This window comes from Microterricola viridarii (genome assembly GCF_001542775.1).
GTDB lineage: Bacteria > Actinomycetota > Actinomycetes > Actinomycetales > Microbacteriaceae > Microterricola > Microterricola viridarii_A.
This window is the reverse complement of sequence record NZ_CP014145.1, coordinates 848495-869357: the sequence shown is the minus strand read 5'-3', so window position 1 is coordinate 869357 and position 20863 is coordinate 848495. Positions and strand designations below refer to the sequence as shown.

Genomic DNA, 20863 nt, shown 5'->3' with positions numbered 1-20863 from the left:
TGCTGGCTACGCGTCGAGGCGCGTGAGCCAGCCGTGCTTGTCTGGGCGACGGCCGTACTGGATGTCGGTGAGCTCTTCGCGCAACGACATGGTCAGCGGCCCGGCGGGCGCGTCGGCATCGCCGATCGTGACCTCGTTGTTGCGCAGCTGGGCGATCGGGGTGATGACGGCGGCGGTGCCGCAGGCGAACACCTCGGTGATGTCGCCGGATGCCACGCCCTCCTGCCACTCGGCCAGCGTGACGCGGCGCTGCTCCACCTGGAGTCCGCGGTCGCGAGCCAGCTGCAGCACCGAGTCGAGCGTGATGCCCGCGAGGATGCTGGGCGACTCCGGCGTGACGACGCGGCCGTCCTTGTAGACGAGGACGACGTTCATGCCGCCGAGCTCCTCGAGGTACTTGCCCTCAGAGGAATCGAGGAAGAGCACCTGGGCGCAGCCCTGCGCGTAGGCCTCTGCCTGCGGCAGCAGGCTGGAGGCGTAGTTGCCGCCGGTCTTGGCCGCACCGGTTCCGCCGCGGCCGGCGCGGGCGTAGTCGGTGGAGAGCCAGATCGAGATCGGCTTCACGCCACCGGGGAAGTACGCACCGGCGGGGCTGGCGATGACGTAGTAGGCGACCTTCTCTGCCGCGCGCACGCCGAGGAAGGCCTCCTTGGCGAACATGAACGGGCGGATGTAGAGGCTCTGGTCCTCCTCGGTCGGCACCCAGGCGCCGTCGACGGCGATGAGCTGCTTGAGCGACTCGAGGAAGTACTCCGTCGGCAGCTCGGGCAGGGCCAGGCGCTGGGCGGAGCGCTGCAGGCGTGCAGCGTTCGCCTCCGGGCGGAACGTCCAGATGGAGCCGTCCTCGTGCCGGTAGGCCTTCATGCCCTCGAAGATGGTCTGCGAGTAGTGCAGCACGGCGGCGGCCGGGTCCAGCGGGATCGGCCCGTACGGCTGCACTCGCGGGCGGTGCCAGCCGCCCTTGACCGACCAGCAGATGTCGACCATGTGGTCGGTGAAGTGGTTGCCGAAGCCGGGGTCGGCGAGGATCTCGGCGCGGGCGGCATCCGAGGTGCCCACGAGGTTGCGGGTGACGGCGAATTCGAGCGGGGCTGGGGTGCTGTCGGTGTTGGTCATCGTTCGTCCTAGTCGATGGAGAGGGTGCTGACGATAGCGTCGCCGATGGCAGCGGTGGCGCGGGGCTGGCCCGTGCGTGCTGCGATGTCGGCGACGACCGCGCGGTTGACGTTCTCGGCAGCCGCTTCGAGGCCGAGGTGGGCCAGAAGCAGTGCGACGGAGAGGATCGCTGCGGTGGGGTCGGCCAGTTGCTTGCCTGCGATGTCGGGGGCCGATCCGTGGACCGGTTCGAACATGCTGGGGAACTGGCCGCTCGGGTTGATGTTGCCCGAGGCAGCGAGGCCGATGCCGCCGCTGATTGCGGCCGCCAGATCGGTGAGGATGTCGCCGAAGAGATTGTCTGTGACGATGACGTCAAATCTAGCAGGATCCGTCACCAAGAAGATCGTCGCGGCGTCAACGTGCAGGTAGTCGACGGTGACGTCGGGGAACTCGGCGGCGACCGCGTTCACGGTGCGCTGCCAGAGCGAGCCGGCAAAGACCAGGACGTTGGTCTTGTGCACGAGGGTGAGCTTCTTGCGCGGGCGGGCGGATGCCACGGCGAAGGCGTGGCGCACGACGCGCTCGACCCCGAACGCGGTGTTCACCGAGACCTCGTTGGCGACCTCGTGCGGCGTGCCCTGGCGAATCGCGCCGCCGTTGCCGACGTACGGGCCCTCTGTGCCTTCGCGCACGACGACGAAGTCGACGTCGCCGGGGGCGGCCAGCGGGCTGGGCACGCCGGGGTAGAGCACGCTCGGGCGCAGGTTGACGTAGTGGTCGAGGCTGAAGCGGAGCTTCAGCAGCAGCCCGCGCTCGATGTTGGCGTTCGCCAGGCGAGGGTCGCCGGGCACACCGCCGACGGCGCCGAGCAGGATGGCGTCGTGCTCCTTGATGCTGCCGAGGTCGGCGTCCGTGAGCACATCGCCGGTTTCGAGGAACCGGGCGGCGCCGAGCGAGAAGTGCGTGCTGTCGATGGTGACGTCGCTGCCGGCGGTCGCGGCATCCAAGACCTTGAGCGCCTCGGCGATCACCTCTGGACCAATCCCGTCACCGGGGATGACAGCAAGTTTCACGACACGGGACATTGCACTCCTTGACTAAGACGGGGTGGGCCTGACGGCACTGACGACTGTTCCCAGCGTAGTACCGCGGCCCACCCCGGTTACGCCGTCGTCAGCTCGCCTTGCGCAGCGTGGTCAGGCCGATCACGGCCGCCGCCAGCACCAGCCCGGCGCCGATCCATGCGGCCATGCCCGCACCGCTGTCGAAGGCGGCACGCGCCGAGTCCAGCAGCACAGCGCCGAGGTCGGTGGGGAGTTCGCCGGCTACCGCGACCGCTCCGCCCAGGGTCTCCCCCGCCGCCGCCTGCTGCGCAGCGCTCAGGCCTTGCGGCAGCTCGACGGCTGCCCGGTACGAGGCGGTGAGGATGGTGCCGAGGATCGCCGTTCCGAGCACGGCGCCCAGCTCATACGCGGTCTCGGAGACGGCGGATGCCGCGCCCGCTTTGTCGGCGGAGACGTTGGAGAGGATGAGCTCGTTGGAGACGGTCTCCGCCGCGCCGATGCCGAGGCCCAGCGCGGTGAACGTGACCGCGATGCCCAGCGCCGAGATCTCGCCGCCGGTCACTGCGATGGCCGCGTAGCCACCGACCGAGATGAGCAGCGCGGCGGGAATCAGGCGTGATGGCCGCACCCGCTTGGCGATCGGCACGACCGCGAGGCCGGCGATGATCATCACCACGAGCCCGGGCACCAGGATGAGGCCCGCGTTCATCGGGGAGAGCCCGAGCACGAGCTGCAGGTGCTGCGACACGAAGAACAGGCCGCCGACGAGCGCGATGACGCTGAACAGGTTGATCAGGACGGCGCCGCTGAACGCACCGCGGCGGAACAGCTCGAGGTCGAGCATGGGCGTCTCGAGCCGCTTCTGCCTGCGCACGAACAGCACACCGGCCGCGAGGCCAACCAGCACCGCGATGGCACCGAACAGGTCGAAGCCGCCCTCGGCGACGCGCTTGATGCCGAGCACGATGGGAAGCATGGTGAACAGCGAGAGCAGGATGCTGGCCACGTCGATCTTGCCCGGGTTCGGGTCGCGCGACTCCGGAACCAGCAGCGGCACCATGATCAGGAGCGGCAGCAGCAGCGGCACGGCGATGAGGAACACGGAGCCCCAGGTGAAGTGCTCAAGCAGGAAGCCACCGACGATCGGGCCGAGCGCACTGCCGGCCGCGAATCCGCTGGCCCAGACGGCGACCGCGAGGCGGCGCTGTTCCCGGTCGGTGAAGACAGAGCGCAGCAGCGACAACGTCGAGGGCATCAGCATGGCGCCGAAGAAGCCGAGCAGGGCCCGGGCGGCGATGAGGTACTCGATGCTCGGGGCGAATGCGGCGAGCACAGAGACGATTCCGAAGCCGGCGGAACCGATGAGAAGCAGCTTGCGGCGGCCGATCCGGTCGCCGAGGCTGCCCATCGCGACGAGCAGGCCGGCCAGCATCAGCGGGTAGATGTCGATCATCCAGAGCAGCTGGGTGCCGGTGGGCTGCAGCGCCTCGGAGATGGCCGGCAGCGCGAAGTTCAGCACCGTGTTGTCGATCGACACGAGCAGCACCGGCAACATGAGCACGGCGAGCGCGACCCACTGCCGTCTGCTGCGCGCTGGCTGCACTGCAGTGGGCACAGATTGGGTGGTGTTGGGCGTGGTCACGACTATCAATTCTTTCGGTCTGCGCGCGGCATCCGCGCGCTGTCATTCGATCAGGACTCGATAACTATACCGTCCAGCCGGTACAGTAGCAACATGACCTCCATGGACTCTCGCTACGCTGGGCGGGTGAGCACCCCCTCCCCCACCCGTGACCGCCTGCTCGACGCCTTCGAGGCCTTGTTGATCGAACAGGGCGAGAAGGCGGCGACGCTGGATGCCGTCGCTGCCCGCGCCGGGGTGTCCAAGGGCGGGCTGCTCTACCACTTCGGCTCGAAGGATGCCCTGGTCACCGGGCAGCTCACCCGGCTGGCTGAATTGGCCACGACCGATGTCGAGAACATCAGGCACGCGCCGGCCGGCTCTGTCGACTACTTGATCCGCACCTCGGTGAACACCGACACCCCGCTGGACCGGGCCATCATCGCCGCGGCCTGCCTGGCCCAGGGCACGCACCCCGCCGCCAACGAGGCACTCGCGGCGCTGCGGCAGCAGTGGCTTGCCGTGGTCGAGGAGGCCGTCGGCGACCCGGATGTCGCCGAGGCCATTCTCCTTGTCAGCGACGGCCTCTACTACAACTCGGCGCTCGCCAACCCGATGCCCTCGGCAGGATTCGACCCCCGGTCGGCCGAGTCGACCCAGCAGATGGACCGCCTGCTCGCCGTGCTCGCGAAGCTGCTGGACTAGAGCTCGGGCGCCCGGCGGCGCCCATGGCGCCGGCGCGCACTCACGGCGCGATCCCGGCCAGTGCCGGGCGGAAGCCGAGGCGGGCGTTCTCGCAGCAGGCGGGCCGGCAGACGTCGAACCACGGGCCGAGCGCGGTCAGCGCCGGGCGTTCGGCGGCAGGCGTGCCGTCGCGCCGCTCCAACACGAGGTCGACGAGCCCAGAGACGAAGGCGCGCTGGGTGCCCGGTGTTGCGACCCGGATCATGCTCAGGCCGTTGTCGGTCGCCGTCTCGCGCGCCTCGTTGTCGAGGTCCCACATCACCTCCATGTGGTCACTGACGAAGCCGAGGGGCACCACGACCACGCCCCGGCGACCGGCGGCCGGAAGCTCGGCGATGGCGTCGTTGATGTCTGGCTCCAGCCACGGCGTGCTGGGCGCCCCGGAACGGGACTGGTAGACGAGCTGCCACGGGATCGGAGCCGCCACCGCCTCCGCCCTCGACGCGGAGCGTTCGGCCCTGCGCTGCTCGACCGCGAGCATCACGACCTCCGCGACCGCATTGTGCTGGGCGGCATAGGCGCCGCCGTGCCCGAAGTCGCGCTCGCGCGGGCCGGAGCGCTCGGCATCCGCCGTGGGAATCGAGTGCGTAGCGAACAGCACCTCGACGGCAGAATCGATGCCCTCAGCTCCGAACTCCTGCTCGAAGGCGGCCACCGCCTCATCGACACCCTCGATGAACGGCGTGACGAAACCGGGGTGGTCGAAGAACTGCCGCACCTTGTCGATCGTGATCGCGCCGTGGGTGCCACTGGCGTCGAGGGCGCCCCAGAGGTCTTCCCGGTACTGCCGGCAGCTCGAGTACGAGGAGTACGCGCTGGTGGCGATGGCGATCAGCGAGGTGAAGCCGCGCTCCGCCGCCTCGTCGAGGGCCTCGCCCAGATAGGGCGCCCAGTTGCGGTTGCCCCACAGCACGGGCAGGTCGATTCCGCGCCGGCCGAGCTCCTCCTCGAGCGCAGCCTTGAGCTGGCGGTTGTGGTCGTTGATCGGGCTGACGCCGCCGAAGTGCCGGTAGTGCGTGGCGACCTCCTCGAGCCTCTCCTCGGGGATGCCGCGGCCGCGGGTGACGTTGCGGAGGAACGGGATGACGTCATCCTGGCCCTCCGGGCCGCCGAATCCGGCCAGCAGGATCGCGTCGTAGTGCACCGGCACCTCCACGTGCTCGCCGCCGGCCGCCGCCGCGGCGCTCGCGCCGATCACGGGGGAAGCGTTCTCACTTTTCTGCATGGCGTCTCCATCTACTTCTCGGAATTATCTAGCTTGGCTAGTTAATAACGTAACATGGAGGATGGGCGCTCAGACTTCACCACGGGAGGCAGCCATGCAGGAGCAACGAAGCATTCTGGTGCTGGGCGGCACGGGCTACATCGGCGGGCGCCTCGTGCCCCGACTGCTCGAGCACGGGCACCGGGTGCGGGTGCTCGCGCGCTCGGCCCAGAAGCTCACCGACGTGCCTTGGCGCGAGCGCGTCGAGGTGGTGGAGGGCGACCTCCTGCGCCCCGCGGATGTCGAGGCGGCCTGCGCCGGCATCGACGTTGTCGTCTACCTGGTCCACTCCCTCTCGGCCAGCGGGTCGTTCGAGCAGACCGAGTTGCAGACGGCCGACAACGTGGCGGACGCGGCGCGGGCGGCCGGCGTAAAACGCATCGTGTACCTCGGCGGCCTGCACCCGGATTCCGCCGAGCTGTCGCGGCACCTGCGCTCGCGCAAGGCCGTCGGCGAGCTGTTCCTGGACTCCGGGGTGCCGACGATCGCGCTGCAGGCCGGCATCGTGATCGGCTCCGGCTCGGCATCCTTCGAGATGATCAGGCACCTGACGGAGGTGCTGCCGTACATGCCGGCCCCGCGCTGGGTGCGCAACAAGGTGCAGCCGATCGCCGTGCGCGATGTGCTGCACTACCTGCTCGGCGCTGTCGAGGCGCCCGGCACCATCAACCGCACCTTCGACATCGGCGGGCCGGACGTGCTGCGCTACGGCCAGATGATGAACGGCTACGCGGTGGAGGCCGGGCTGCCGCAGCGACCGATCGCGGCGCTGCCCGTGTTCACGCCGTGGCTGGCCTCGCAGTGGGTGAACCTGGTCACGCCGATCCCCCGCCGGCTCGCCGTGCCGATCATCGAATCGCTGCAGTATGACTGCGTGGTGCGCGAGCACGACATTGACGCGGTGATCCCGCCGCCACCGGGCGGCCTCACCGGCTACCGGCGGGCGGTGCGGCTCGCACTGGCGAAGATGCGGGCCGGCGAGGTGGAGACATCCTGGCACGGCGCCAGCCTGGACGACGCCCCGGCCGACGCTTTGCCGAGCGACCCAGATTGGGCCGGTCACACCGTGTTCATCGATGAGAAGCACCGCACGACGTCCGCCGGCGTCGATGAACTCTGGTCGGTGATCGAGGGCATCGGCGGTGAGAACGGCTGGTATTCCTTCCCGCTGGCCTGGGCGATCCGCGGGTGGTTGGACAAACTCGTCGGCGGGGTGGGCCTGGACCGCGGGCGCCGGCACACCGCCCGACTGCAGACCGGCGACGCCCTCGACTTCTGGCGGGTCGAGCAGATCCAACGCGGGTCGCGGCTGCGGCTGCGCGCCGAGATGCGGATGCCTGGTCGGGGTTGGCTGGAGCTGGAGACCCGGGATGCCGGCGACCACCGGGTGTACCGGCAGCGCGCGGTCTACTTCCCGCAGGGGCTGGCGGGACGGCTGTACTGGTACTTGCTCGTTCCGTTCCACGGCGTGATCTTCACGGGCATGGCGAACCGGGTCGTGCTGGAGGCCGAGGCGCGCACAAGGCGAAACAGAGAAGGCGGCCAGGGGGCGTGAGCCCCCTGACCGCCTTCCGACGCGCTGGCGTTGACTAGCTGAGTGCCTCGACGACCTCGGAGATCGCGACCGGGGTGCGCTCGCCCGTGCGGCGGTCCCAGATCTCGACGACGCCCTCTGCGACACCGCGGCCGGCGATGACGATGGTCGGCACGCCAATCAGTTCGGCGTCGCCGAACTTCACGCCGGGCGACACCTTGGGGCGGTCGTCGAACAGAACGTCCTTGCCGGCGGCCTCGAGCGCGGCGGCAACCGTCTCGGCGGCCTCGAACACGGCGGCGTCGCGGCCGGTGGCCACCACGTGCACGTCGAACGGAGCGACCGTCTTCGGCCAGATCAGGCCGTTCTCGTCGTTGTTCAGCTCGGCGATGATCGCGAGGATGCGGGTGACGCCGATGCCGTAGGAGCCCATCGTGACGGTGACGAGCTTGCCGTTCTCGTCGAGCACCTTGAGGCCGAGGGCCTCCGCGTACTTGCGGCCGAGCTGGAAGACGTGGCCGATCTCCATGCCGCGGGCGAGCTCGACGGGGCCGGAGCCGTCCGGGGCCGGGTCACCGGCGAGCACCTCTGCCGCCTCGACCGTGCCGTCGGCGGTGAAGTCGCGGCCGGCGACCAGGCCGAACACGTGGTGGCCGTGGTCGTTGGCGCCCGTGATCCAGCCGGAACCCTCGGAGACGCGGGGGTCGATGAGGTAACGAATGCCGGTCGTGGACTCGGTGCCGAGCACGGGGCCGGCGGGCGACCACGGGCCGATGTAGCCCTTGACCAGGCCGGGGTTCGCCTTGAAGTCGTCCTCGTTGGCGGGCTCGACCTCGGCCGGGGCGAAGGCCGCCTCCGCGCGCTTCTGGTCGACCTCGCGGTCGCCGGGCAGGCCGACCACGACGAGCTCACGCGTGCCATCCGGGTAGCGGAGGGCCAGCACGACGTTCTTCAGCGTGTCCGCGGCCGTCCACAGGCGGCCGTCCGGGCGCGGGTGGTTCGTGTTGGCGCTGTCGACCAGGGTCTGGATCGTGGCGGTGTCCGGCGTCGGCAGCACCTCGGCCGGCGTCAGCTTCTCGAAGGAGCGGGGCGCGGGGGCCAGCGTCGTGAATGCCTCGACGTTGGCCGCGTAGCCTCCGGCAGAGCGCACGAAGGTGTCCTCGCCGATGGGGGTGGGGTGCAGGAACTCCTCGCTCTTGGAGCCGCCCATCGCGCCGGCATCCGCCTTGACGATGACGTACTCGAGGCCGAGGCGCGTGAAGATGCGCTCGTAGGCGTCGCGCTGGGCCTGGTAGCTCTTGTCGAGGCCGGCGTCCGTGTAGTCGAAGGAGTAGGCGTCCTTCATGGTGAACTCGCGGCCGCGCAGCAGGCCGGCCCGGGGGCGTGCCTCGTCGCGGTACTTGTCCTGGATCTGGTAGAGCGACAGCGGCAGGTCTTTGTAGCTGTTGTAGAGGTCCTTCACGAGCAGCGTGAAAGCTTCCTCGTGGGTGGGGGCCAGCAGCATGTCGCTGCCCTTGCGGTCCTTCAGGCGGAACAGACCCTCGCCGTACTCCTCCCAGCGACCGGTGATCTCAAAGGGCTCGCGCGGCAGCAGCGCGGGGAAGTGCACCTCGTGCGCCCCGGCGTTGTTCATCTCCTCGCGGACGATGCGTTCGATCTTCTCCTTGACGCGCAGGCCCAGCGGAAGCCACGCGAACACTCCTGGTGCCTGTCGGCGAATGTAGCCGGCCCGCACGAGGAGGCGGTGGCTGGTGACCTCTGCGTCAGAGGGGTCTTCGCGAAGGGTTCGGAGGAAATAGTTCGAGAGGCGTGTAATCACAGCGTCTACTTTATCGCCAGCGCTCCGGGCGTGTGGCGCCAAGGTCCTAGGCTGGGCGCATGCCGGCCCGCCGCCCTCATATCGCTGCATCCGCCGCCCAGACGGAGCTCGCCTCCTCGCTGGCGGCGCTGCGGGTCGCCCTCGAGCTGCCTGGCGCGTTTCCGGCGGATGCCGCGGCCGAGGCGGAGCGGGCCGCGGCGAGCGCCGCACTGCGGATTGCTCCCCCGGGTGTTGTCGACCTGACGACGGTTGTCGACCTGACGGCGGTTCTCGACCTGACGGCGGTCGAGTTCATCACGATCGACCCGCCGGGCACGACCGACCTGGACCAGGCGTTGCACATCGAGCCGGCGGACGCGGAGCACGGCGGCTTCCGGGTGCGATACGCGATCGCCGACCTGCCGGCGCTCGTTGCGCCCGGCGGGGCCGTTGACCGCGAGGCGCGCCGGCGCGGGCAGACGCTCTACGCCGCCGACGGCCGCATCCCGCTGCACCCGCCGGTGATCAGCGAGGGCGCCGCCTCGCTGCTGCCGGGCGCCGACCGCCGCGCCTTCGTCTGGGACTTCACGCTCGACGCGCGCGGTGAAGTGCAGAGCGCCACCGTGTTCCGGGCGGTGGTGCGTTCCCGCGCCCGGCTGAGCTACGCAGAGGCGCAGGCCGCCATTGATGACGGCGCGGGTGACGGCGCGGGTGACGGCACGGCGGCCGGCACGGGTGACGGCACGGCAGCGCCCTCGCTGGCCCTGCTCAAAAGCGTCGGCCTGGCCCGCATCGAGCAGGAGCGGCTGCGCGGCGGCGCCAGCCTGAACGCGCCGGACGAGGAGATCGTGCTCGGCCCGACCGGCTACACGCTGGAGCGGCGCCGGTCGCTGCCGGTCGAGGAGTGGAACGCGCAGCTGTCGCTGCTGACGGGCATGGCTGCGGCCCGCATCATGCTGGACGGCGGTGTCGGCATCCTGCGCACCATGCCGGCGCCCGGTCCGGAGGAGTTCGCGACGTTCCGGCTGCAGACGGTCGCGCTCGGCCTGCCCTGGCCAGCTGAGCAGCACTACGGCGACTACCTGCGCGACCTACAGCAGGATGACCCGGCGGCGCTCGCCGTGTTGCAGGCAGCGACGACCCTGTTCCGTGGTGCCGGCTACCAGGCCTTCGACGTCGAGCGTGGGTTGCCGGCCCCGGCCGACCCGGTGCAGTCGGCGATCGCGGCGCCCTACGCGCACACGACGGCGCCGCTGCGCCGCCTCGTCGACCGGTGGAGCCTCGTCATCTGTGCTGCACTCTGCGCGGGAGAGCCGGTGCCGGGGTGGGCGCGAGACTCGCTCGGGGAACTGCCCGGAATCATGGGGCGAGCGGCCGGCTCGCGGCCGAACTGGATTCCGCCTCGGTGAACCGGGTCGAGGCGGCCATGCTGAGCGGCAGCGTGGGCCGACGCTTTCCGGCAACCGTGCTCTCGCTGCACGGCGACAACGCGCGCGTCCAGGTGGCGGAGCCGCTCGCCACGGCGGAGTGCGCGGCCCCGCGGCATCCGTCGCCCGGCTCGGTCATCACCGTCGTGCTGCGCTCGGCCGACATTGCGACGGGCAGCGTGGCCTTCGACGCGGTGTGACGCGCCTCCTCGACCTGGCGCCACGCTGTGGCTAGTCTCTGGCCATGACCAACACGCAGAGTAGCGTTCGACCCACGACGGATGTGCGCCGGGCCTGGACAATCGGCGGGGCGTTGCTCATCGCCGCCACGCTGTTTAGTCTCGCCTGGTGGCCCGTGCTGCTGCCGGGCGAGGCCATCGGTCCGATCAGCACGGCCGCACACGCCCTCGCGCTGCTGATCTTCACCTTCGGCCTCGGCGGCACAGGCAGCGTCACGGCGCGGCGACCGCTCGGCACGGCTGCCCTGGCGGCGTTCGCGGTGTTGCTCGTTGCTTCCCAATTGTTCTGGAGCACCCTCGGCACGGGCAACGACCTCGCCGGGCTGTGGATGGAGCTGCGCCTCGTCGACTCCTTCGTCCAGTTCGTGGTGGCCGCCATCGCCGTCATCCTGATCGCCAGGGCCGGTGTCGTGCCGCAGCCGTGGAATTGGGCCCCTGGCTGGGTGCTCGCGGCTCTCGCCGCTGTGTGGCTGCTCAGCCAGCTCATCCGCGTGAACATCGGCGCCGGGCGCGGCCCCAATCCGGACGCGCAGACGATTGCGCTGATGCTCAGCTCGCTGGACACGCTCCTCCGCGCCGTCGGCCCCGTCTTCCTCGGCGTCATTGCCATCGTCCTGGGCGACCGCTCTGCCCGAACTGTCGTGTCCGAATCCCGCTAACAGCGAGGCCGTGAACGTGTCACGCTAGAGGCATGACACAGGCAACGGGCGAGCAGGAGGCGGCGCTCTTCGCCGAGCGCTACCGCGCCATGAGCTCGCGGGACGCCCGCTTCGACGGGCAGTTCATCACCGGCGTGCACTCCACCGGCATCTACTGCCGACCCAGCTGCCCGGCGACGACGCCGAAGGCCGTGAATGTCTCGTTCTACCTGACCGCCGCCGCTGCGCACGAGGCGGGGCTGCGCGCCTGCAAGCGCTGCCTGCCGGATGCCGTGCCCGGCTCGCCCGAGTGGAATGTGCGTGACGACCTCGCCGCCCGTGCCATGCGCCTCATCGCCGATGGCGAGGTGGAGCGCAGCGGGGTGCCGGGGCTCGCTGCCCGGCTCGGCTACACGCCGCGCCACCTCGGCCGGGTTCTGCAGCAGGAGCTCGGCGCCGGCCCGCTCGCCTTGGCCAGGGCGCAGCGCGCGCAGACGGCCCGTGAGCTGCTCGTCAACACGCTGCTGCCGCTCAGCGACATCGCGTTCGCGGCTGGCTTCGGCAGCGTGCGCCAGTTCAACGAGACGGTCGTGGCCGTGTACCAGCAGACGCCGAGCGAGCTGCGGTTGCGCGGGGCGCGCCGTCGGAGCCACTCCCCCGTGCCAAGTGCCGCCGCGACGCTCTCAGCCGATGCACCGATGGAACCCGGAACGAGCGTGTCGTTGCGGCTGCCGGCGCGGGCGCCTTTCGACGGGGCTGGCGTGTTCGGGTTCCTCGGCGTGCGCGCCGTGGCCGGGGTGGAGACGTACGACGGTCGGGTGTACCGGCGCGCACTGCGACTGCCGACCGGCACGGCGACCGTCGCGCTGAGCCTGGACGGCACGCCGGCCGCGCCGTTCGTCCGCTGCGAAGCGACGCTGGACGAGCTGAGCGACCTGGCCCCGCTCGTGTCGCGGGTGCGCCGCCTGCTCGACCTCGACGCGGATGCCGCCGCGATCGATGCCGCCTTGGCCGCCGACCCGGCGCTCGCGCCTGCGGTGGCTGCGGTGCCGGGCATCCGGGTGCCCGGCAGCATGAGCCCGGAGGAGACCCTGTTCCGTGCCCTGATCGGCCAGCAGATCTCGGTGGCCGCCGCGCACACGATGCTGGGCCGGCTGGCGGCGGCGCTGGGCGACCGGCTGCCGGTCGAGCGCGGCGGGTGGACGCTGTTCCCGACCGCCGCGCAAATCGCGGCCGGCGGGCGCGACGTGCTGCGCGGCCCGGTCGCCCGCATCGACACCATCGTGCGGGTGGCGGAGGCCCTGGCGGGCGGCGAACTGCGGCTCGACGTCGGCGAGAGCGCCGAGCAGTTGATGGCCCAGCTGACCGCGATGAAGGGCATCGGCCCGTGGACGGCCGGGTACGTGGCCATGCGGGTGCTCGGCAGCCCAGATGTGCTGCTGACCAGCGACCTCGCCATCCGCCAGGGCGCGGCCCGCCTGGGTCTGCCGGATGCCGCGGCGCCCCTCGCCGCGCACGGAGCCGCCTGGGCGCCCTGGCGAAGCTACGCCGGCATGCACCTCTGGCGGGCGCTCGCCGGCTGACGCCCCGCGCAACCCGGTCAGGTTGACTCCCGGGCTTCGGTCGCTCGTTCCTCGCTTCCTCAGCCGACGTGGTGGGGTGGGCCCCACCTTGGCTCGAGGGCGCGACGCGCAGCGTCGCGAAAGGCGGCAGCCCTCCGCCAGGAAATCTGCGCAACCGCTACCGATGCACTCGAGTTTTCGACTCGTGCCACTCCCCAGCGACCGAAGCCAACACCCCGCGCAACCCAGTCTGGTTGGCTCCCGGGCTTCGGTCGCTCGTTCCTCGCTTCCTCAGCCGACGTGGTGGGGTGGGCCCCACGTTGGCTCGAGGGAGCGCCAGCGACCGAAGCCAACACCCCGCGCACGGCCCGCGCACGGCTCGCGCGCAGCCCGCCGCTAGTATGACGGCATGGCTGTGACCGACGAAGCGATCCTCAAGATCAAGGAGATGATCGTCTCCGGCGATCTCGGCCCCGGCGACCGGCTGCCGCCGGAAAAGGAGCTGAGCGAAGCACTCGGCCTCTCCCGCAGCTCGCTGCGCGAGGCGGTCAAGGCCCTCGAGGTGATCCGCGTGCTCGACGTGCGCCGCGGCGACGGCACCTACGTCACCAGCCTGGAGCCGCGCCTCCTGTTGGAGGCCATGTCTTTCGTCGTCGACCTGCACGACGACGCATCCATCCTCGAGATCTTCGCCGTGCGCCGCATCCTCGAACCCGCCGCGACGGCTCTGGCCGCCGGCAAGCTCGACCCCGACGCCATCGCCGAGCTGAAGGAGATGATCGCCGCCGTCGACGACACCACCTCCGTCGAGGGCCTCGTCGAACACGACCTCGAGTTCCACCGGCGCATCGTCACCGCGGCAGGCAACAGCTACCTCTCCAGCCTCATCGACTCGCTCTCCAGCCACACCGTGCGCGCCCGCATCTGGCGCGGCGTCACGCAGGAGAACGCCGTCGACCGCACGCTGCACGAGCACTCCGGGATCGTCGCCGCACTGGAGCGCGGCGATGCCGAGCTGGCACACGCCCTCACCGTCGTGCACGTCAGCGGCGTCGAGCAGTGGCTGCGCGAGGCGCTCTAGCCCCACCGCCAACAAACAACACAGCGCCCGCCGGAAGAATCCGACGGGCGCTGTGTTGTTGGCGAGATCAGCGGGTGAAGCTGTACTCCGCGACGGATGCCGCGTGCATCTCGGCACCGGCACCGGGCGCGAGCGGCGCCATGTAGCTTCCGCCCTGCATCACGACGGGTGTGACGAAGTGCTCGTGCAGGTGGTCGACGAACTCGATCACCCGGCCCTCCTTGCTGCCGGAGACCGCGATGTAGTCGAACATGCTCAGGTGCTGCACGGCCTCGCAGAGACCGACGCCGCCGGCGTGCGGGCAGACCGGAACGCCGAACTTGGCGGCCAGAAGCAGGTTCGCGATGTTCTCGTTCACGCCGCCGACGCGGGCAGCGTCGATCTGCATGAAGCCGATGGCATCCGCCTGCAGCAGCTGCTTGAAGATGATGCGGTTCTGGGCGTGCTCGCCGGTGGCGACCGGGATAGGCGCGATGCCGCGGGCGATTGCGGCGTGGCCGAGCACGTCGTCCGGGCTGGTGGGCTCTTCGACCCACTTGATGTCGAACTGCTCCAGCGCCTTCACCCAGGCGATGGCGTCGGCGACATCCCAGCGCTGGTTGGCGTCGATGGCGATGGGGAAACCCTCGCCGCAGGTCTCGCGGGCAATGCGCAGTCGGCGGATGTCGTCGTCGAGGTCGGCCCCCACCTTGAGCTTGATCTGGGTGAAACCCTCTGCGATGGCCTCGCGGCAGAGCCGGGCGAGCTTCTCGTCGGAGTAGCCGAGCCAGCCGGGGCTGGTCGTGTATCCCGGGTAGCCCTTGGCGAGCAGCTCGGCCTCGCGCTCGGCGCGGCCGGGCTCTGCGGCGCGCAGGATCTGCAGCGCCTCCTCCGGGGTGAGCGCGTCGGTCAGGTAGCGGAAGTCGACGAGGTCGACGATCTCTTCCGGGCTGAGCGCGGCCAGCAGCTGCCAGAGCGGCTTGCCCTCACGCTTGGCGCGGAGGTCCCAGAGCGCGTTGATCACGGCGCCGATCGCCATGTGCATGACGCCCTTCTCCGGGCCGAGCCAGCGCAGCTGCGAGTCGTGCATGAACAGGCGGGAGGTGGCGCCCATGTCGGAGAGCAGCTCTTCGACGTTGCGGCCGACGAGGTGCCCGGCGAGCGTGTCGATCGCAGCCACCTCCACGTCGTTGCCACGGCCGATGGTGAAGACGAACCCGTGCCCCTCGAGGCCGTCAGCGGCATCCGTGCGGATGACGAGATAGGCCGCGGAATAGTCCGGGTCTGGGTTCATGGCGTCGGAGCCGTCAAGCTGCAGAGACGTCGGAAAGCGCACGTCAGTGGTGTCGACGCTGATGATGGTGCTCATGGAAACCTTCCCTTGGGGTCAAGCGACTATAAACATCCGATCTTTGCCTTGTCAATTGCGCTCAGCGGGGCCGAAACGCCCGGATGTGCTCGGACAATACGTCGCAAGAGTTCCGACGATTGCGCCCTTCTTTGCCGGAGAAGCCCCGCAAAGTCGGGCCTTTGTGCATTAAGTGCAAGGATCGGTGCGCCTCGCTGGTGATCGCGTACAAGGGAAACCCCTGATCGCCCGGTAGCGTAGAAGGGTGAAGTTTGCGCATTTGAGGTTCGACGGCCAGTCCACCCCGCGTCTCGCGGTGACCCTCGGCAGCGGGGCGCTCTTCCTCGACGAGGTGATGGACGAGGCCCCCGCCGACCTGCAGGCGCTCATCGAGCGCGGCGAGCCCGGGCTCGCCCACGTGCGCGCCGTCGTCGACCAGGCCGTCGCCCAGCGCGTCTCGCTCACTCCCCTCGACGAACTGCGGCACGCATCCGCGGTGCTGCGCCCGCCGCACATCCTCGCCGTCGGCGCCAACTATGCCGCCCACGCTAGCGAGCTGAAGCTGCGCAGCGAGACCGCGATGACCGTGTTCGCGCTCTGGCCGAACTCGCTCACCGCGCACGAGGCCACCACCACGTGGCCCGGCGAGATCTCCCAGCAGGTCGACTACGAGGCCGAGCTCGGCGTGATCATCGGCAAGCCGGCCAAGGACGTGTCGGTGCGCGACGCCCTCGACTACGTCTGGGGCTACACGGTCGTCAACGACATCACCGCCCGCGACATCCAGTTCAGCGAGGCGCAGTGGTCCAGGTGCAAGTCCTTCGACGGCTTCACGCCCACAGGCCCCGTCGTCGTCACGGCCGATGAGGTGCCGGACCCTCAGGACCTCTGGCTGACCACGAACGTCGATGGCCACATCCTGCAGGACGCCTCCAGCGGCGAGATGGTGCGCTCCGTCGCCGAGATCATCTCCTACCTGTCTCGCTCGGCCACGCTCCCGGCCGGCACGCTCATCTCCACCGGCAGCCCAGGCGGCGCCGGCTACTCCCGCAAGCCCCCGATCTTCCTCCGCGACGGCTCGACCGTCACGGTGTCGATCGGTGGAATCGGCTACCTGACGACGCACTGCCAGGTCATCTAGCGGATCACGCCTTCTGCCGGGGCGCAGCCGCGCGGATGCCGCGGCGGCTCCTCGTTGGCTCGAGGGAGCGCCAGCGACCGAAGCCAACACCCCGGCCGGGTTTCGACAGGCTCAACCAGCGGGTTCGCTCAACCAGCGGACGGGGCGAACACTCCCGTTGGCTCGAGGGAGCGCCAGCGACCGAAGCCAACAGCCCGAGCCCGGTTTCGACAGGCCCAACCAGCGGGCGGGGCGAACTCTCCCGTTGGCTCGAGGGAGCGCCAGCGACCGAAGCCAACACCCCGGGGCCCGGTTTCGACAGGCTCAACCAGCGGTCCCCCGTCGGCTCGAGGGAGCGCCAGCGACCGAAGCCAATTCGCGCCCCGAACGCACAAACGCCGGCACCCCTGGGGGCGCCGGCGCGTGCGTGATCGGGTTCTACTCGGAGGGCTCGCCCTGCAGGTCGGTGACCAAGACGGATGCCGCGGCATCCATGCCCGAGAGCTTGCTCGGCTGCAGCTGCTCGGTCACAGCCTCGCGCGACATCAAACCGGCGGCGACCACGAGGTCGGCGACCGGGTGCCCCGTGCTGAGCGCGACCTTGGCGATCTTGGCCGCCTCGGTGTAGCCGATGAACGGGATCAGCGCCGTGATCACGCCGACGCTGGAGGCGACCATGGCCTCGAGGCGGTCCTCGTTGGCGGTGATGCCGTCGACGCAGTTGACGCGCAGCGTCCAGCAGGCCTGCGTCATCCACGCCAGGCCCTGGAACAGCGAGTGTGCGATGACGGGCTCGAAGGCGTTCAGCTGCAGCTGGCCGGCCTCCGCCGCCATGGTGATGGCGACGTCGTTGCCGGCGATGGCGTACGCCACCTGGCTGACGGCCTCCGGGATGACCGGGTTGACCTTGCCGGGCATGATGCTCGAACCGGCCTGCATCGGCGGCAGGTTGATCTCACCGAAGCCGGCCTGCGGGCCGGAGGAGAGCAGGCGCAGGTCGTTGCAGATCTTCGACAGCTTGATGGCGCTGCGCTTGAGCGAACCGCTGAACGACATGAAGGCGCCGGCGTCGCTGGTCGACTCGATCAGGTCGGGAGCGCTCTCGATCTTGAGCCCGGTGATCTCGCTGAGGTGGCGCACGGCGGCGGCTGCGTAGCCGGGGTCGGCCGTGATGCCGGTGCCGATGGCGGTCGCTCCGAGGTTCACCTCTGCGAGCAGCCAGAGCGTCTCGGTGAGGCGGTCGTAGTCCTCACCGAGGGTGGTGGCGAAGCCGTGGAACTCCTGGCCGAGCGTCATCGGAACGGCATCCTGCAGCTGGGTGCGGCCGACCTTCAGCACGTGCGTGAACTCTTCGCTCTTCTTTGAGAAGGAGTCCTGCAGCAGGCTGAGCTCGAGAGTCAGGTGGCGCAGCGAGAACGCCAGGCCGACCTTGATCGCCGTCGGGTACGTGTCGTTGGTCGACTGGCTGCGGTTGACATCATCGATCGGGTGCAGGATGTCGTAGCGGCCCTTCTCGTAGCCGGCGATCTCGAGCGCGAGGTTGGTGATGACCTCGTTGGCGTTCATGTTGGTCGAGGTGCCGGCGCCGCCCTGGATGACGCCGACGACGAACTCTTCGTGGCGTGCACCCTGAATGATGCGGGTGCAGGCGGCGTCGATCCAACGGCCCTTCTCCTCGCTCAGCGCGCCGACCTCGACGTTGGCACGGGCACAGGCCTGCTTGACCTGGGCCAGTGCGCGCACGAAGTCGGGGTAGACCGAGATGGGGCGCTTCGCGATCGGGAAGTTGTCCAGGGCCCGCTTGGTGTGCACACCCCAATACGCGTTTTCGGGAACCTCGACGGTTCCGAGCGAATCGCTCTCCAAACGGAATCCGGGGCTTGCCTGCATGGTGGGTGCTTCCTGTGTGCGGCTGTGACTGGCGCCTGCGGCGCCCTCCGCGATAGTGGTGGACGTGCTGGTAGGCGTGCTGATCGACACGAACGGCTCCATTGCCTCGAGGGGGTGTGCGAGCTTGTGGCTCTTGGTACCCCTCCAGCCTAGAACATGGCGAAGGGGAGGAACGCGAAGGGCAGCGCGATGAGCCCGAATAGCAACGCTCCCAGCCCGGCAAGCAGCCCGCCGAGAAGCACAACGCCGTTGACTGCGACACCCCAGATCGCCATGGTGCGGCTGGCCGGCTCGCGTCGCAGCGCGAGAATACCGAGGACGAGGCCGGCCACCGGCATGACGAACGTCCAGCCGGCGAAGATCGACCCGATGCCGAGCACGAGGCTGCTGATGCTCAGCCACTGCGTCGGGGTCGCGGATGCCGCAGGCGGCTGAGGTGCGGTCGGCTGTGCTGCGGTCGGCTGTGCTGCGGTCGGCTGGCCGAGGGGCGGCTGTTCCGCGTACGGGCCGGGGGTGTAGGCCGGCTGGGCCGGGGCCTCGGGCACGACGGGGATGGTGGCAGACATGGGAGAGCTCCTTCAAAGGGGGTGTTGTGCCCGGTTCGGGCACAACACCAACGATATGAGGACTCCGCAGGCTGGAATATGGGGCTATCCCCCCGAAACGAGCGTGGGGTCTCCGCCGAAGCGGAAACCCCACGGGTCGGGCGGGCGCCTATTTGGACGGTTCGTCGACGCCGTCGCTGGCGAGCAGCTCCTCTTCGAGCGGTCCCCCGTAGCCGTCCTTCTCCGGGTCGCCGTGCAGGCCGCCGGAGACCGCGTACTCCTCCTCCGGAGAGAGGATGAGGCGGTGCCGACCCCAGACCGCGAAGGCGATCAGCATGACCACGTAGACGACCGCAATGGCGATGATGGCCGGGCCGAACGTCGGGTTCAGCAGGAAGCCCACGAAGATCAGGGCGGCGATGATGCCCGCCGAGACGGCTCCGGGCAGGCCCCACGGGCTGCGGTATGGACGGTTGGCGTTCGGGTACTTCTTGCGCAGGATCACGAAGGCGGTCATCTGCAGCAGGTAGGCCAGCACGGCGCCCCAGACGGCGATGTTCAGCACGATCGCGCCGGCGACGCCGGTGGCACCGCCGGCGGCATCCACCACGACCAGCGCGACGAAGCCGATCAGCCCGCCGGCCAGCAGCGCGACCCAGGGGGTCTGTCGCTTGCCGGTGAGCGAGAGGAACTTCGGGTAGTAGCCGGCACGCGAGAGCGAGTACATGTTGCGCCCATAGGCGAACATGATGCCCTGCAGCGAGGCGAGCAGGCCGATCAGGGCGAACAGCGCGAGCACCGCGGCGAGGCCGTCACCGACGATGGCCCGGAAGCCGTCGAGCAGCGGCTCCCCCGCCTCGCCGGTGGCCTTGGCCCCGAGGATTCCGGTGTTCAGGAACAGCACGAGCAGACCGGTGAAGATCAGCGTGCCGCGGGCCCAGAGGCCGGCGCGCGGGATGTCGCGGACGGGGTCGTGGGATTCCTCCGCTGCGAGCGGCAGCTCCTCGATGCCGAGGAAGAACCACATCGCGAACGGCAGCGCGAACAGGATCGGCAGCACGCCGTGCGGCAGGAACTCGCTCTGGCCGGCATCCGGAACGATGTCGAAGAGCTTGTCCCAGCTGAACAGGCCGGACGCGAGCGCCATCACGGCGAACACGATCAGGATGCCGATGGAGATGATCGACACGACGATGGCGAAGCGGATGGAGATTGCAGCCCCGGCCGAGTTCAGCAGGATGAACGCGACGTAGAGGATCACCCACCAGATCCAGGCCGGCATCGAGAAGTTGAGCAGCTCGGAGGTGATGCCGTCGGCGTAGGCCGCCGAGAAGTAGACGATCACTGCCGTCGTCGCCACGTACTCGACGGTCTCGGCCAGGCCGGTGACGAAACCGCCCCACGGCCCCATCGCCGCACGGGAGAAGGAGTAGGCGCCGCCGGTGTGCGGCATGGCCGAGCTCATCTCGCCGATCGAGAAGATCAGACCGTAGTACATGACCACCAGGATGGCGAAGGCGATCAGCATGCCGCCGAAGCCGGCGGCCGTGATGCCGAAGTTCCAGCCGGAGAAGTCACCGGAGATGACGGCGGCGACGGCGAGGCCCCAGAGCCCCCACACCCCGGCGGAGCGCTTGAGCTTGCGTTTCTCGAAGTAGCCGGCTTCGGCAGTCGTATAGGTGACTCCCGACACGTTCAAGGTGTCTTTGGACATTCACGTTCCTTCGCGCTCTGTGTGCCACCCCCGCAGAAACGGGGCCGACGGCTGGGCAGTGTGATTTGCTGGCCCGACTATAGAGCCTGTAATGGTGCGATGTACATACCTTTGTGGCAAGAATTTTTTCGCGGACTTCCGCATGTTGTCGATGATTGCAACCGACAGCATCGCGTCGCTATGGTGTAATGGTCGCC

At 69.6% G+C, this 20863-nt stretch carries 17 protein-coding genes; 8 read left to right on the top strand and 9 right to left on the bottom strand.

The annotated features are described in order from the left end of the window. Positions 1-6: 6 nt before the first annotated feature. The 3 genes from AWU67_RS03865 to AWU67_RS03855 all read right to left on the bottom strand — a co-directional run bounded on the left by AWU67_RS03865 (position 7) and on the right by AWU67_RS03855 (position 3804). Complete coding sequence (locus tag AWU67_RS03865; protein WP_067226834.1) at positions 7-1116, bottom strand: branched-chain amino acid aminotransferase; 1110 nt, start codon at positions 1114-1116, stop codon at positions 7-9. A gap of 8 nt (positions 1117-1124) precedes the next feature. Then, a complete protein-coding gene (locus AWU67_RS03860) occupies positions 1125-2183 on the bottom strand; it encodes a 3-isopropylmalate dehydrogenase (protein WP_067226833.1) in 1059 nt (352 codons plus the stop codon). Positions 2184-2271: 88 nt separating this feature from the next. Continuing rightward, the gene (locus AWU67_RS03855; protein ID WP_234407354.1) at positions 2272-3804 is read right to left on the bottom strand and encodes an MFS transporter; all 1533 of its coding nucleotides are present in this window, start codon (positions 3802-3804) and stop codon (positions 2272-2274) included. Positions 3805-3930: 126 nt separating this feature from the next. On the opposite strand from AWU67_RS03855, the gene AWU67_RS03850 reads away from it, so the two are divergent. Next, positions 3931-4488 (top strand): TetR/AcrR family transcriptional regulator, encoded by a 558-nt coding sequence (locus tag AWU67_RS03850; RefSeq protein WP_234407353.1) that lies wholly within the window; start codon positions 3931-3933, stop codon positions 4486-4488. 40 nt (positions 4489-4528) lie between these two features. On the opposite strand, the gene AWU67_RS03845 is transcribed toward AWU67_RS03850, so the two are convergent. After that, a complete protein-coding gene (locus AWU67_RS03845) occupies positions 4529-5752 on the bottom strand; it encodes a ferrochelatase (RefSeq protein ID WP_067226832.1) in 1224 nt (407 codons plus the stop codon). 94 nt (positions 5753-5846) lie between these two features. On the opposite strand from AWU67_RS03845, the gene AWU67_RS03840 reads away from it, so the two are divergent. Next, on the top strand, positions 5847-7346 hold the full coding sequence (locus tag AWU67_RS03840; RefSeq protein ID WP_082716754.1) for an SDR family oxidoreductase: 1500 nt from the start codon (positions 5847-5849) through the stop codon (positions 7344-7346). A gap of 34 nt (positions 7347-7380) precedes the next feature. On the opposite strand, the gene AWU67_RS03835 is transcribed toward AWU67_RS03840, so the two are convergent. Then, a complete protein-coding gene (locus AWU67_RS03835; RefSeq protein ID WP_067226830.1) occupies positions 7381-9144 on the bottom strand; it encodes a proline--tRNA ligase in 1764 nt (587 codons plus the stop codon). A gap of 59 nt (positions 9145-9203) precedes the next feature. Here AWU67_RS03835 and AWU67_RS03830 point away from each other — a divergent pair, with 59 nt between their 5' ends. The 5 genes from AWU67_RS03830 (at position 9204) to AWU67_RS03815 (ending at position 14070) form a co-directional block, all read left to right on the top strand. Next, positions 9204-10532 (top strand): ribonuclease catalytic domain-containing protein, encoded by a 1329-nt coding sequence (locus AWU67_RS03830; protein ID WP_335339027.1) that lies wholly within the window; start codon positions 9204-9206, stop codon positions 10530-10532. Further along, the gene (locus AWU67_RS17925; RefSeq protein ID WP_335339026.1) at positions 10529-10750 is read left to right on the top strand and encodes a hypothetical protein; all 222 of its coding nucleotides are present in this window, start codon (positions 10529-10531) and stop codon (positions 10748-10750) included. Before AWU67_RS03830 ends, AWU67_RS17925 begins: the two co-directional genes overlap by 4 nt. 44 nt (positions 10751-10794) lie before the next feature. After that, on the top strand, positions 10795-11448 hold the full coding sequence (locus tag AWU67_RS03825) for a hypothetical protein (protein WP_129586626.1): 654 nt from the start codon (positions 10795-10797) through the stop codon (positions 11446-11448). Between the two features lie 32 nt (positions 11449-11480). Continuing rightward, positions 11481-13010, top strand: coding sequence for a DNA-3-methyladenine glycosylase 2 family protein (locus AWU67_RS03820; RefSeq protein WP_067226828.1), 1530 nt, complete (start codon positions 11481-11483; stop codon positions 13008-13010). Between the two features lie 388 nt (positions 13011-13398). Next, positions 13399-14070, top strand: a complete 672-nt coding sequence (locus tag AWU67_RS03815) for a FadR/GntR family transcriptional regulator (RefSeq protein ID WP_067226827.1) — start codon at positions 13399-13401, stop codon at positions 14068-14070. Positions 14071-14137: 67 nt separating this feature from the next. On the opposite strand, the gene AWU67_RS03810 is transcribed toward AWU67_RS03815, so the two are convergent. Further along, the gene (locus tag AWU67_RS03810) at positions 14138-15418 is read right to left on the bottom strand and encodes an L-fuconate dehydratase (RefSeq protein ID WP_067226826.1); all 1281 of its coding nucleotides are present in this window, start codon (positions 15416-15418) and stop codon (positions 14138-14140) included. A gap of 244 nt (positions 15419-15662) precedes the next feature. Here AWU67_RS03810 and AWU67_RS03805 point away from each other — a divergent pair, with 244 nt between their 5' ends. Next, entirely contained in the window at positions 15663-16538 is an 876-nt protein-coding gene (locus AWU67_RS03805; RefSeq protein WP_067226825.1) for a fumarylacetoacetate hydrolase family protein, read from the top strand. Between the two features lie 417 nt (positions 16539-16955). Here AWU67_RS03805 and AWU67_RS03800 read toward each other — a convergent pair whose 3' ends face one another. From AWU67_RS03800 to AWU67_RS03790, 3 genes are all read right to left on the bottom strand, one after another. Next, positions 16956-18407, bottom strand: a complete 1452-nt coding sequence (locus AWU67_RS03800; RefSeq protein WP_067232082.1) for an aspartate ammonia-lyase — start codon at positions 18405-18407, stop codon at positions 16956-16958. Between the two features lie 149 nt (positions 18408-18556). Then, entirely contained in the window at positions 18557-18973 is a 417-nt protein-coding gene (locus tag AWU67_RS17660) for a DUF4190 domain-containing protein (protein WP_234407352.1), read from the bottom strand. Positions 18974-19121: 148 nt separating this feature from the next. Next, positions 19122-20666, bottom strand: a complete 1545-nt coding sequence (locus AWU67_RS03790; RefSeq protein WP_067226824.1) for an amino acid permease — start codon at positions 20664-20666, stop codon at positions 19122-19124. Positions 20667-20863 lie beyond the last annotated feature (197 nt).